We start from the raw sequence: 13,783 nt of genomic DNA on the forward strand, positions 1-13,783 counted from the left end.
ACGCGATCCGCGCAGGTCGTTGCCGTTGCGCGCGTTTCATGCCATCAACGCCTCGAGGGCGAAAAAAAGCCCGTATCACGAAGATACGGGCATACCGGAATTACTACTGCCACGCTGTGCTAATGGCGTTGAGTCAGACTGGTGCCGCGTCCGGTGGTTCCCCGATCGTAAGTGCGCAATGCAAGATACTGGGCACCGTCGCGCGACGCGCCGTCCGGGCGGCGACTTAGCCAATCAACGCCGCCGCTGATCCTCGCGCGGCGCATCGGGCCGTGCCCGCACATTGCTGGCGATATCGCCGCGCAGATCGCCGCGCGGCGTCGGCGGCGTGAAGTCGCGATTATGGGCCTCGCTTTGCTGCCACGCTTCCAGCGTGGCTTGGCGGTCCGGGCGCCAGTTCCACCCTTGCGGGCGTTGTTGCGCGATTGCGGGCGCGGCCATCGATGAAAGCACAATGCCGCACAACAGCAGTGACATTGGTTTCATTCCGAAATCCCCCTCAACCCGGAGTCCGTCGACTCAAGGCCTGTTTGCATAAGCATTAAGGTATGCCGGGGGACGAAAGCACGCTGTAATTAATAGTAAATGGATGTTTCACCCGGAGCTATCGGGTAGTTTGGCAGTCTGAGGCAGCGCGCAAGGAGCGCTGTGGCGGTCGTGCGGGAGGCGCGACGAAAGGTGCGCGCGAAGCGGAGAAGACAGCGTCTCGCGGCGACCGTCAAATGCTGGCGGGTCGTGCGCACGCACGCAATCGTGGAAAAGTCGGCTGGATAAAAAACCGGGCGCCTACAGGCGCCCGGTGACCGCGTAGTTTCGTGTCAGGCCATCTTGACCGGCGCGCGCCACGATTCCGGATTGGTCCAGAACGCGCCGCGTAGGCGGTCGCGGCTCGGCGGTGCCGGCGGTTTCGCGGCCGTTGCGCCGATCCGGCCGCGCAGCGAGATTTCGCGGCCGCTCGTGCCAAGCCGTTTCACAATTTCAGCGAGCGTGCCATCGGCTTGCCACTCGTCGAAGCGCCGGCGGCAAGTCGGGGGGGACGGGTAGCGGCCGGGCAACTTGGACCAGCCTTCGCCTGTCGACAACACCCAAAGCACGGCGTTGACCACCGCCCGAGCTTCCACGCGCGGTCGACCGCGCCGTTCGCTGCGCGCCGGCTCGGCGCAGAACAAAGCCTCGACCAGCGCCCACTCGTTATCTCTCAAATCGTCGAACAGCATCATGTTTCACCTCAGCGAAGCTAACTCCGGTGCGCTGCCCCGCGCCGCGCACTCTTCACGCACTCGATAGGCGAGTGCCAAAGGGGACGGGCTTGCCACGGATTGCCATCGGAAATCATGGCGCCCTCCCTGTGCGTTTCACAACGCACGAAGTGTGCCAATTTGCTGCCGATTGCCTGAAAGCCCCGTGGCGGCGGGCCAACGCGGGCGCCAACCAGGGCCGTATAAGAATCCAAAAAACCCATCTCGCAAATCGGGACAATCACCAATCTGGGGCAGATAAGCCCGGCCGGCGTGCGTTCGCGCTTTTTTGCTGCATTGCAGCGGCCACGTGGACGGTGCTATGCCGCATGTATTTGGTCGTACAATGCGCATCAAGCTGCGCTATTAATGAGGTGAACAAATGAATGTGACGCTGCGACAGCTCAGGGTTTTCATCGAGGTGGCGCGCTTGCAAAGCTTCAGTCGGGCCGGCGCCGAAATCGGCCTCACGCAGTCGGCGGTCAGTCGCTGCGTGCGCGAGCTCGAAAGCGAGATCGGCCTGAAGCTCATCGATCGCACGACGCGCGAAGTGCAACTAACCGACGTAGGCGGCAACCTCGTGGCGAGTGTGTCGCGACTGCTGGGGGATCTCGACGACGCGTTGCGCGAGATCCGCGAAATCGGCGAGCAGCGCCGCGGACGCGTGGTGGTCGCGGCGAGCCCGACCGTCGCGTGCCGGCTGATGCCGCGCGTAGTCGCGTCGTGTGGACAGCAGTTTCCTTATGTGACGCTTGGGCTGCGCGACGACGTGCAAAGCGACGTAGTGCGCAAGGTGAAGTCGGGTGAAGTGGACTTCGGCGTGATCATCGGCCCGTTCTCCGACGACGATCTGCTCAGCGAGACGCTGATGACGGACTCGTTCTGCATCGTGTCGCGTGACGATCACCGGCTCGCCACGCGCAAGCAGGTTACGTGGAAGGACCTCGACGGCGAGCAACTCGTGATGCTCGATTATGCGTCCGGCAGCCGCCCCCTCATCGATGCCGTGATGCAGGCGCAGGGCGTGAACGCCACCGTGGTGCAGGAACTCGGTCATTCAGCGACGGTGTTCGGGCTCGTCGAGGCGGGCGTCGGGATCAGCGTGCTGCCGTGGCTCGCGCTGCCGCTGCCGGCGGGGGCGTCGCTGGTCGCGCGTCCGCTGGTGCCGCGCGCGGAACGCCTCGTCGAACTGGTGCGGCGGCGCGACCGGTCGCTGTCGCCCGCGGCCGAGGCGGTGTGGAATCTGATCCGCCAGTTGCCGGGCCGGGCCGAGGAGTTGAATTAACGGGCGGGATCGCGTGCGATCCGTTCGACTGGCGGATCGGCGCCGGGCGCTGCCCGCCGCCCACACGCCGCCTGCCGCTACTCGCTGCGCCGCTGTCCGGTTACCCGGCGCGCTAAACTACCATCTTCACCGCGCACGCCTTCGCGGTTGCGCTTCGAACCTCTTATCTTTCACCCACCCGGAAGCCTCGATGAGCGAATTGGACCTGCCCGTGCCCTCCATCCCGAATGCGCGCGACGCCGTACGCGCGCTGCGTCCATCGCAAATCCGCGAAGTCGCGAACGCCGGTTTCGGCGTCGACAACGTGCTGCCGTTCTGGTTCGGCGAGTCCGATCGCGTCACACCCGCATTCATTCGCGACGCCGCGAGCGCGGCGCTCGCCGCCGGCGCGACGTTTTACACGCACAATCTCGGCATCGCGCCATTGCGCGCGGCACTTGCGGGCTACGTCAGCGAGTTGCACGGGGCGACGTCGCCCGAGCACGTCGCGGTCACGAGCGCGGGCGTCAACGCGCTGATGCTCGCCGCGCAGCTGGTGGTCGGCGGCGGCGACCGCGTCGTCGCGGTGACGCCGCTATGGCCGAATCTGGTCGAAATCCCGAAGATTCTCGGCGCGCATGTCGAAACCGTCGCGCTCGGCTACGGCGAACGCGGCTGGGAGCTCGACGTCGGGCAATTGCTGACCGCGCTGACGCCTGACACGAAGATGCTGATGATCAACTCGCCGAACAACCCGACCGGCTGGGTGATGAATCGCGACGACCAGCGCAGCGTGCTCGAACACTGCCGGCGGCACGGCATCTGGATCGTCGCGGACGAGGTCTATGAGCGGCTCTACTATCCCGGCGATGACGCCGCCCAGGCGGCCGGTGTGCGCACCGCGGCATCGTTTCTCGACCTCGCGAGACGCGACGAACGCGTGATCTGCGTGAATTCGTTCTCGAAAGCCTGGCTGATGACGGGGTGGCGGCTCGGCTGGATCGTCGCGCCGACCGCGTTGATGGACGACCTGGCGAAGCTGGTCGAGTACAACACGTCGTGCGCGCCGTCGTTCGTGCAGCAGGCGGGCATCGCGGCGCTCCAGCAAGGCGAGCGTTTTACGCAGCAGCTGGTGCGCGACCTGAGGACGTCACGCGATCATCTGGTACGCGCGCTGTCGGCGGTTCCCGGCGTCGATGTAAAGGCCCCGCTGGGCGCGATGTATCTGTTCTTCTCAATGCCGGGCTCGACGCGCAGTCTCGATTTGTGCAAGGCGATCGTGCGGGAGGTCGGGCTCGGCGTGGCACCGGGCAGCGCGTTCGGGCCGCAGGGCGAGGGGTTCGTGCGCTGGTGCTATGCGTGCGATACGGTGCGGCTCGATGCCGGCGTCGAGCGCTTGACGCGGTTTCTGGCGCGCCACGCCGGGGCCTGATCATGCGGTCTCGTACGCCCCCCGCGCTTCGTGTTGACGCACCGCGAGCGGCGAAAAGCCGCGAATCGTGAGAATCTTCTTGCTGTCGACTCGACCCGGGCGGGCGCGGCTACACCGGTCGGCGCCGCAGCAGAAGATGCACGGCAGATCACGGCTTTACGCCCCGGTCGTTTTTGCGTAATATGGCGCTCAGTCACGCGATTCCTTTCAGGAATATCGCCGCTCCGTCCGGCTGGGTCTGGCTCGATAAGTCTGTTCGCCACCCCCCGGTGCGTGCTCCCATCAATATGACCGATCAGAATCGGGCGAGCGCGTCTTCAGTTCCACATCGTCTGTTTGATCCGGTTCTTTGACCACAGGGTCTGACCTAGCTGCATGAATACCCAAGAGGCGAAGATCGTCCTCGAGACTGCCTTGATCTGCGCGCAGGAGCCGTTAAAGCTCGGCGAATTGCGCAAGCTCTTTGCCGACGGCGTGTCGGCAGACACTGTTCGGACCTTGCTCGAAGACCTGAAGCGGGACTGGTCTGGGCGCGGTGTGGAGCTGGTCGGGCTGGCGTCGGGCTGGCGGTTTCAAAGCAGGCCCGCGATGCGTTCGTACCTGGATCGGCTGCATCCGGAAAAACCGCCGAAATATTCGCGCGCGGTGCTCGAAACGCTCGCGATCATTGCCTACCGGCAACCGGTGACACGGGGCGATATCGAAGAAATTCGCGGAGTGACGGTGAATACGCAGGTTGTCAAGCAGCTCGAGGATCGCGGCTGGATCGAGGTGATCGGTCATCGCGACGTGCCGGGGCGTCCGGCGCTGTATGCGACCACGCGCCAGTTCCTCGATGACCTTGGCCTAACGGCGCTTGACGAGTTGCCTCCGCTTGCCGATCCGTCCGCACAACTGAACGCGGATCTGCTGGGTCAGCACGCGATCGAGTTTGCCGAGGGCGACGCGCAAAGCATGCAGCAGCCGGTGCAGGATGCCGGGCACGACATGGCGGGTGAGGCTGGCGAGCCGGCTCCGCCGGAAGCGGCGCAGCACGCCGCGTCGGGATTTGAAGCAGCGCCGCCCGAGACGGTGGCCGAGTCGACGCTCGAACCGGAGCCCCCTGCGGAAGCGACCGGGCAGGACGGCACGACGAATGCGTCGAGTGCGTCAGACGCGTCGAGCGCGCCGCACGACACGCAACAACAGCCCGAACCGGCACCCACGGCAGCGCATGCCAGCGTCGCCGGCTCGGCACAGCATTACGATCCGGTCGCCCAGACCGATCCGGCAACACCCGCGCACGGCTCGGGCGTAGCTCGCAATACGGAGCACGCTGCCGAGCCGAACCCGATCGAGGCGGCGCACGACGATCCCGAGGATCGCCGCGATGCCGCGCAGGACGCAGGCTTTCTGACCGACGACGAAACCGAGTCGCGCAGCGCCTGACGTAACCGAACTTTTTTGCCGCGCCCGCAACGGGCGCGCGCGACCTGACATTTTGAGGTTGTTTTGACACATACCCACGACACCGATTCGTCCGAATCCGAGCGCCCCGTGCCGTCGGCGCGGACCGACGAACGCACTACGCAAGCGACGACAGGCGAGGGCGAGCGCCAGGCTCATGGCGCGGAAGCAGAGGGCGAAGAGCGCCCCCGCCGCGGTCTGCGTCGCGGGCCGCGCAGCCTGATCGCCCGACGCCGTGCCGGCGCGAAGACGAAGGCAGCCGAGGGCGCGCCCGCGCAAGGCGCGCCGGTCGTTGCCGAAACGCCGCCGGACGGCGAGGTCGTCGCCCAGGTGCGCACGCCGCGCAAGGACGCGGGCGCGAAACAGGGCGGGCGTCGTACCGCCGGCGGTGCGAAGCGCGAGGGCGCGTCACGCGAAGACCAGCGGGAACGTCAGCCGCGCGAAGGTCAACGTGAGGGCCAGCGCCAGAATCGCCGCGGCGCCGATGCGGCCGCGGAGTCAGCTCAGGACGATCTGTTCTCATACGTGACGTCGCCCGCATTCGATGCCGACAACACCACGACTGGCGGCGTACGCGCGCCGATGCTGCGCCGTGGCAAGGCAGCGGGCCCGAAGCGCGTGCTGTCGCCCGATGACGACGCGCCGAAGCTGCACAAGGTGCTCGCCGAGGCGGGCATGGGCTCGCGCCGCGACATGGAAGAGCTGATCATCGCCGGCCGCGTGTCGGTGAACGGCGAACCGGCGCACATCGGCCAGCGCATCATGCCGACCGACCAGGTCCGCATCAACGGCAAGCCGGTGAAGCGCAGGCTCGCCAGCAAGCCGCCGCGCGTGCTGCTGTACCACAAACCGACCGGCGAAATCGTTAGCCACGCGGACCCGGAAGGCCGTCCATCGGTGTTCGACAAGCTGCCACCGATGAAAACCGCCAAGTGGGTCGCGGTCGGGCGTCTCGACTTCAACACCGAAGGTCTTCTGATGCTGACCACCTCGGGCGATCTCGCGAACCGGTTCATGCATCCGCGTTATAGCGTCGAGCGCGAATACGCGGTGCGTGTCGTCGGCGAGCTCGCCGAGGGTATGCGTCAGAAGCTGCTACACGGCGTCGAACTCGAGGACGGCCCGGCGAATTTCTTGCGCATCCGCGACGGCGGCGGCGAAGGCACGAATCACTGGTACCACGTCGCGCTCGCCGAAGGGCGGAATCGCGAAGTACGCCGCATGTTCGAAGCGGCCGGCCTGATGGTCAGCCGGCTGATCCGTACGCGCCACGGCCCGATCTCCCTGCCGCGTGGTCTGAAGCGCGGCCGCTGGGAAGAACTCGAGGACAATCAGGTGCGCGCACTGATGGCGTCGGTCGGCCTGAAGGCGCCGACTGAGGAGCGCGGTAGCGGCAATGCGGCGCCGGAGCGTCGTCAGCCGGATCCGATGCAGACGTCGATGGGCTTTATCAACCGCGAGCCGGTGTTGATGTCGCACAGCCGCTTCGAGCAGCAGCCGCGCGGACAGGGTCGCCGTGGCGCGGCGGGCGGTGGCTTCGGCGCGGGCATGGGGGGCGGCACTGGTTCTGGTGTCGGTGTGGGCAATCGCGGCGCCGGGGGGCAGCGCGGCCGCGACGTCGACGGCAATCGCGGGTCGTCGCCCAACGGCAACCGTGCGCGCACTGGCGGCAAGCGTGCCGGCGCGGCCGGCGACAGCGGCGGCAATCGCGGGCCGGGCGGCAATCGTGGCGGCAACACCAACCGTGCCGGCGGCAACGCGGGTTCGGGCGGCGCGAATCGTGGCGGCGGCACGGCGCGCGGTCGCTCGCGCGGCCGTTGAGCGGGGCGCTGTACCGCGTTTGAGGGGTGGCCGTTGAACGGCCATACCCTTTCGTGCAGTTCGCATGATCTGCCAGGCAGATATGACTCCCGGTGTCATTCGGGAACGGTTTTTTTAGTTTCTCGAATTCAAGTTGCCGGAATTTCCTCAGGGCGGCGTAGCAGTACATTTCGGCGGTGGATCAAGCTGATATCCGCGGGTTGGGTACCGCACTACAGATGTCCGCCCAATGAGCCTGCCGCTATCTGGAACCGCAAGTCGGATGCAGTAGTCCGTTGCGTAGCCTGGTCGCGGGTTACTCGTCCCAAGCGAGAGTAGAACGGCCTTCACGCGTTGCCGTGCGCGCTTCAGGTCGTCTTTGGCGCCACCCACGTCCGAGCCAGATCGCGGAACGCTTCGTCGTCGCTCGGCACGTACACTGCGGAGAGGTCACCGGCGCGCAAAGACCGCGCAAGCTTGATCGCATCACGCCGCTCAGTCTTGACCCGTTCACCCGTTTTTTTCGGAATCAGCGATTGGGCGCACACGATGCACCCGAATCCCTTCTGCACGAACTGCCGGTAAAGTCCGTAGCCGCATGGACCGGCCTCGCAGACAACGCAGATGTGCCGCGCTTTCGACTGCAGGCGCCTGCACAGGTGATCGATATCAGCCTGCGTCATGCCGATCTTGCCCAGCAGTTCGACTTCGCCCGAGCCCAGCGCATACGCGACTGTGATCGAGTCTTTGTGTACATCGAGACCGACGCACAGCGTGCTATCGTCTTCCACGCTGGACTCCGTGCCGGAAATCGCCGGGAGCGGCCGTGTCCGCACTGTGCTGTTCTGGCTGCAATGCTAACCCGCGCTTGATTCCTCACGGCAGGCCAGCCATTGCCTCACGGGAGTCATACTGACTAGCAATGTCGAGTGCTTCCCGGCCGAGCCGTTTATCGTTTTTGGCGATTTTATGCCGCCTCTTGTTTGCCGTGTTCGAGCGGCGTTCCGATGCGTCAAACGCCGTGCGAAACTGCGCTGAAGACCGACAGGACGCATCGCCGCAAAGTGTTGGCGTAGCCCGTCCGGCTCCCCCTCCCGACGGCTCGGGCAACCTTGCAAAAGCCCGGATTTGCCGCCACATTGTCGAAAGATTCCTATCAAATCAAGCGGAAATGCGCATCGCCCGGCGTTCCGCGGATTGCGTTTGGGCCGGAAAATGGCTACAATCGCGAAGTCGCTGGGCGTACGGTTTCATGTGCGGCTCAGGTGCGACCACCGGCAATAAGATGATGGGCGTTCAGCCCATTTTTTTTTGCCGCTCAGTTCATCGTGGTTCGGCATCTCGGGTTCGCACGAACGTGCGCCGGCTTGGCGCGCGGCCCGCATTGGTTGTTTGCAGAAGAGGCGAGGCTCGCTGCGCGAACATCTAAGAGGGCACTGTGCAACTGACGGAACTGATTGAAACCACGGTCGTGGGACTCGGCTACGAGCTCGTCGATCTCGAGCGCACCGGGCGCGGCATGTTGTGTATCTATATCGACCAGCCAGCCGGCATCGCAATCGAAGATTGCGAGAAAGTCACGCGTCAGCTCCAGCACGTTCTGACGGTCGAAAATATCGATTACGAGCGGCTCGAAGTATCGTCACCCGGTCTCGATCGCTCGCTGAAGAAACTGGCGGATTTTGAACGTTTCGCGGGCAGCGAAGCGGTTATCACACTGAAAAAGCCATTGGACGGTCGGAAATCGTACCGGGGCATTTTGCATGCTCCGCAAGGCGAGACGATCGGTCTGGAATTTGAAGGAAAAGAAGGGGCCGCGATGCTCGATTTCACGCTCGCGGACATGGACAAGGCGCGCCTTGTTCCGAAAGTTGACTTTAGGAGCCGCAAACAATGAGTCGCGAAGTGTTGATGCTGGTGGATGCGCTGGCACGCGAGAAGAATGTCGATAAGGACGTGGTATTTGCCGCGCTCGAAGCGGCTCTCGCTTCGGCCTCCAAGAAACTCTTCGAAGAAGATGCGGATATCCGCGTCCACATCGACCGTGAAAGCGGCGAGCACGAAACGTTTCGCCGCTGGAAGGTGGTGCCGGACGAAGCCGGTCTGCAGGAACCGGATCAGGAAATTCTGCTATTCGAGGCGCGCGAGCAGCAGCCCAATATTCAGCTCGACGAGTTCATCGAGGAGCCGGTGCCGTCGATCGAATTCGGCCGTATCGGCGCGCAGGCCGCCAAGCAGGTGATCCTGCAGAAGGTGCGCGACGCCGAGCGCGAGCAGATCCTGAGCGACTTCCTCGAGCGCGGCGAACACATCATGACCGGCTCGGTGAAGCGCCTCGACAAGGGCAACTTCATCGTCGAATCGGGCCGCGTCGAAGCGTTGCTGCGCCGCGACCAGCTAATCCCGAAGGAAAACCTTCGGGTGGGCGACCGCGTGCGCGCGTATATCGCGAAGGTCGACCGGACCGCGCGTGGTCCGCAGATCGAGCTGTCGCGTACGGCGCCGGAATTCCTGATGAAGCTGTTCGAGATGGAAGTGCCGGAAATCGAGCAGGGCCTGCTCGAGATCAAGGCGGCGGCTCGCGATCCGGGCGTGCGCGCGAAGATCGGCGTGGTGGCTTATGACAAGCGCATCGATCCGATCGGCACCTGCGTCGGTATTCGCGGCTCGCGCGTGCAGGCCGTACGCAACGAGCTCGGTGGCGAAAACGTCGACATCGTGCTATGGTCGGAAGACCCCGCCCAGTTCGTGATCGGCGCGCTCGCGCCGGCAGCCGTGCAGTCGATCGTCGTCGATGAAGAAAAGCATTCGATGGACGTCGTCGTCGACGAGAACGAACTCGCGGTCGCGATCGGCCGCAGCGGCCAGAACGTGCGGCTTGCCAGCGAGCTCACCGGCTGGCAGATCAACATCATGACGCCGGACGAATCTGCGCAGAAGCAGAATCAGGAGCGCGGCGTCCTGCGCGACCTGTTCATGGCGCGTCTCGATGTCGACGAGGAAGTCGCCGACATCCTGATCGACGAAGGCTTCACAAGCCTCGAAGAGATCGCCTACGTGCCGCTCAACGAAATGCTCGAAATCGAGGCATTCGACGAAGACACCGTTCACGAACTGCGCAACCGCTCGCGCGACGCGCTGTTGACGATGGCGATCGCGAACGAAGAAAAGGTCGAGAATGTAGCGCTCGACCTGAAGAGCCTGGACGGCATGGACGCCGACCTGCTCGCGAAACTGGCCGAACATCAGATCCAGACGCGCGACGAACTCGCCGAGCTGGCCGTGGATGAACTGGTCGAGATGACTGGGATGGGAGAGGATGCCGCTAAGGCGTTGATCATGAAAGCACGTGAACACTGGTTCCAGTGAGAAATGACCATGGCGCACTGAATTGAACGCGGCCGTCAGGCCGCATGACCCGATGCTAACCGCAAGGAATCGGTCCTTGCATTAAGAGGAATGAATGGCGAGTAACAACGTAGCCCAATTTGCCGCGGAACTGAAAATGCCTGCAGGCGTGCTGCTTGAGCAGCTGCAGGCAGCTGGCGTCACAAAAGCGAGCGAAGCCGACTCCTTGTCCGAAACGGACAAGGCGCGTCTGCTCGACCACTTGCGCAAGTCTCACGGCTCGACTGATGCAGACAAGCGCAAGATCACGCTGACGAAACGGCATACGTCGGAGATCAAGCAGTCCGATGCGACGGGCAAAGCTCGCACCATTCAGGTCGAGGTGCGCAAGAAGCGCACGTTCGTCCGCCGCGACGAGACTGTCGCGGAAGGCGGGGATGCATCGAATCATGTGGCCGAGAACGCGGACGCAGAAGATCTCGAACTGCAGCGTCGTGAGGAAGAAGCACGTCACGAAGCTGAGCTGCTCGAAAAGCAGGCGCAGGAGCTGAAGGCGCGCCAGGAACAGCTCGAGCGCGAAGAAGTCGACCGTCAGGCGCGCGAGCAGGCCGCGGAAGCCGAGCGTCAGCGCGCGGAAGAAGATGCAAAGAAGCGTGCATCGGCTGCGGCCGAGGCGGCGGCTCGCGAGAAGGCCCAGCAGGCGGCGGCGAAAGCCGCTGCACCGGTTGCCGAGAAGGCAAACGAGCAGGACGACGAACGCGCGGCAGCGGAACGCGCCGCGCAACGCGAAGCCGCGAAGAAAGCGGAAGATGCCGCGCGCGTGGCCGCCGAAAAGGCGCGCGCCGAACAGGAAGAAATCGCCAAGCGCCGCGCGGCGGCCGAAGCCGAAGCGCGCGCGATTCGCGAAATGATGAACACGCCGCGCAAGGCGCAGGTGAAGGCGCCGGAACCGGCACCGAAGCCCGCCGAGCCGGCCAAGGCGGCCGAAGCCAAGGGCACGCTGCACAAGCCGGCGCGTCCGGCTGGTGAAGCACCGGCGCGCCCGGCAGCGAGAAAGCCGGCAACCGCCGCGACTCCGGCGCCCGCGAGCGCACCGTCGGCGGGCGACAAGAAGAAGCCGGGCGGCGGTAAGAGCGGCTGGCAGGACGACGCAGCGAAGCGCCGCGGCATCAAGACGCGCGGCGATTCGAGCGGCGGCGTCGATCGTGGCTGGCGCGGCGGTCCGAAGGGGCGTGGCAAGCATCAGGAGCAGACCACCACGTTCCAGGCGCCGACCGAACCGATCGTGCGTGAAGTGCATGTGCCGGAAACCATCACGGTCGCGGATCTCGCGCACAAGATGGCGGTGAAGGCTTCGGAAGTCATCAAGGTGATGATGAAGCTCGGCCAGATGGTCACGATCAACCAGATGCTGGACCAGGAAACGGCGATGATCATCGTCGAGGAACTGGGCCACCATGCGCTCGCGGCGAAGCTGGACGATCCGGAAGCCATGCTGGTCGAAGGCGAAGCGAGCGACGCCGAAGCGCTGCCACGTCCGCCGGTCGTCACGGTGATGGGCCACGTCGACCACGGCAAGACCTCGCTGCTCGACTACATCCGCCGCGCGAAGGTTGCGGCAGGCGAAGCGGGCGGTATTACGCAGCACATCGGCGCCTACCACGTCGAAACGCCGCGCGGCGTGATCACGTTCCTGGACACGCCGGGTCACGAAGCCTTTACGGCAATGCGTGCCCGCGGTGCGAAGGCGACCGACATCGTGATCCTGGTGGTGGCCGCCGACGATGGCGTGATGCCGCAGACGAAGGAAGCGATCTCCCACGCGAAGGCTGGCGGCGTGCCGCTCGTCGTCGCGATCAACAAGATCGACAAGCCGGAAGCGAATCCGGAGCGCGTGAAGCAGGAGCTCGTCACGGAAGGCGTCGTGCCGGAAGAGTACGGCGGCGACTCGCCGTTCGTGGCGGTGTCGGCGAAGACTGGCGCGGGCATCGACGATCTGCTCGAAAACGTGCTGCTGCAGGCCGAGGTGCTGGAGCTGAAGGCACCGGTCGAATCGCCGGCCAAGGGTCTCGTCATCGAAGCGAAGCTTGACAAGGGTAAGGGTCCGGTCGCAACGATCCTCGTCCAGTCAGGTACGCTGAACCGCGGCGACGTCGTGCTGGCAGGCAGCGCCTACGGTCGCGTGCGTGCCATGCTCGACGAAACCGGCAAGCCGACCAAGTCCGCGGGTCCGTCGATCCCGGTCGAAATCCAGGGTCTGTCGGAAGTGCCGCAGGCTGGCGAAGAAGTAATCGTGATGCCGGACGAGCGCAAGGCGCGTGAAGTTGCGCTGTTCCGTCAGGGCAAGTTCCGCGACGTCAAGCTCGCAAAGCAGCAGGCCGCGAAGCTCGAGAACATGCTCGAGCAGATGGGCGAGGGCGAAGTGCAGTACCTGCCGCTCATCGTCAAAGCCGACGTGCAGGGTTCGCAGGAAGCGCTGGTGCAGTCGCTGCAGAAGCTCTCCACCGACGAAGTACGCGTGCAGATCGTGCACGGAGCGGTCGGCGGCATCAGCGAGTCGGACGTCAATCTCGCGACGGCGTCGAAGGCGGTCATCATCGGCTTCAACACCCGCGCGGATGCGCAGGCTCGCAAGCTCGCGGAAGCTAATGGCGTCGACATCCGCTACTACAACATCATCTACGACGCCGTGGATGACGTGAAGGCGGCAATGTCGGGCATGCTGGCGCCGGAGAAGCGCGAAGTCGTGACGGGCACGGTGGATGTACGCCAGGTATTCAAGGTGCCGAAGGTCGGCACGGTGGCCGGCTGTATGGTCACGGACGGTTTCGTCAAGCGCTCGTCGTCGGTGCGCGTGCTGCGCAACAACGTCGTCATCTTCACGGGCGAGCTCGATTCGCTCAAGCGGTTCAAGGACGATGTGAAAGAAGTCCGTCAGGGCTTCGAGTGCGGTATGTCGATCAAGAACTTCAACGATATCGTCGAAGGCGATCAGTTCGAAGTCTTCGAGGTCACCGAAGTCGCGCGTACGCTGTAATTCGCACGGCACGGCACGGCACAGCGGGCGGAACGGGCTTGACGCCCGCTCCGCCCGTTGTTTTTGAGCCCGCAGTGTCGAGTTTGTTGCTGGCTTGGTTGCCGCGTTCGTCGCAAATGGACTCTCACCCCGCCGCGGCGACCGCGACGCCGTCGTATCGAACGAATATCGAACACGGCCCGCGCGAACCCATTTTTTGCATCCGTCTTAGCGGAGCA

The 13,783-nt window shown here is 64.6% G+C and carries 8 protein-coding genes and 2 pseudogenes; 7 read left to right on the forward strand and 3 right to left on the reverse strand.

Features of this window, described 5'->3' with window-relative positions; genetic code table 11:
- Positions 1–234: 234 nt before the first annotated feature.
- On the reverse strand, positions 235–486 hold the full coding sequence (locus OKW28_RS22585; protein WP_429449079.1) for a hypothetical protein: 252 nt from the start codon (positions 484–486) through the stop codon (positions 235–237).
- Positions 487–821: 335 nt separating this feature from the next.
- Positions 822–1,217 (reverse strand): annotated as a pseudogene (locus OKW28_RS22590) (transposase); the annotation flags it as partial.
- A gap of 403 nt (positions 1,218–1,620) precedes the next feature.
- On the opposite strand from OKW28_RS22590, the gene OKW28_RS22595 reads away from it, so the two are divergent.
- The 4 genes from OKW28_RS22595 to rluB all read left to right on the forward strand — a co-directional run bounded on the left by OKW28_RS22595 (position 1,621) and on the right by rluB (position 7,201).
- Positions 1,621–2,523: a LysR substrate-binding domain-containing protein gene (locus OKW28_RS22595; protein ID WP_429449081.1), complete on the forward strand. Its 903-nt coding sequence runs from the start codon at positions 1,621–1,623 to the stop codon at positions 2,521–2,523.
- Positions 2,524–2,713: 190 nt separating this feature from the next.
- A complete protein-coding gene (locus OKW28_RS22600; protein ID WP_429449083.1) occupies positions 2,714–3,934 on the forward strand; it encodes a pyridoxal phosphate-dependent aminotransferase in 1,221 nt (406 codons plus the stop codon).
- 375 nt (positions 3,935–4,309) lie between these two features.
- Positions 4,310–5,362: an SMC-Scp complex subunit ScpB gene (gene scpB / locus OKW28_RS22605; RefSeq protein ID WP_429449085.1), complete on the forward strand. Its 1,053-nt coding sequence runs from the start codon at positions 4,310–4,312 to the stop codon at positions 5,360–5,362.
- A gap of 63 nt (positions 5,363–5,425) precedes the next feature.
- Positions 5,426–7,201 (forward strand): 23S rRNA pseudouridine(2605) synthase RluB, encoded by a 1,776-nt coding sequence (gene rluB / locus OKW28_RS22610; RefSeq protein WP_429449087.1) that lies wholly within the window; start codon positions 5,426–5,428, stop codon positions 7,199–7,201.
- Positions 7,202–7,504: 303 nt separating this feature from the next.
- Here rluB and OKW28_RS22615 read toward each other — a convergent pair.
- Positions 7,505–7,971, reverse strand: a pseudogene (locus OKW28_RS22615) (IS110 family transposase); the annotation flags it as partial.
- A gap of 647 nt (positions 7,972–8,618) precedes the next feature.
- Here OKW28_RS22615 and rimP point away from each other — a divergent pair.
- The 3 genes from rimP (at position 8,619) to infB (ending at position 13,565) form a co-directional block, all read left to right on the forward strand.
- On the forward strand, positions 8,619–9,077 hold the full coding sequence (gene rimP, locus OKW28_RS22620; RefSeq protein ID WP_429449089.1) for a ribosome maturation factor RimP: 459 nt from the start codon (positions 8,619–8,621) through the stop codon (positions 9,075–9,077).
- Positions 9,074–10,549, forward strand: a complete 1,476-nt coding sequence (nusA, locus tag OKW28_RS22625; protein WP_429449090.1) for a transcription termination factor NusA — start codon at positions 9,074–9,076, stop codon at positions 10,547–10,549. Before rimP ends, nusA begins: the two co-directional genes overlap by 4 nt.
- A gap of 94 nt (positions 10,550–10,643) precedes the next feature.
- Positions 10,644–13,565 (forward strand): translation initiation factor IF-2, encoded by a 2,922-nt coding sequence (infB, locus tag OKW28_RS22630; protein ID WP_429449092.1) that lies wholly within the window; start codon positions 10,644–10,646, stop codon positions 13,563–13,565.
- Positions 13,566–13,783: the final 218 nt, after the last annotated feature.

It is taken from the genome of Paraburkholderia sp. 40, from assembly GCF_050434105.1.
GTDB lineage: Bacteria > Pseudomonadota > Gammaproteobacteria > Burkholderiales > Burkholderiaceae > Paraburkholderia > Paraburkholderia tuberum.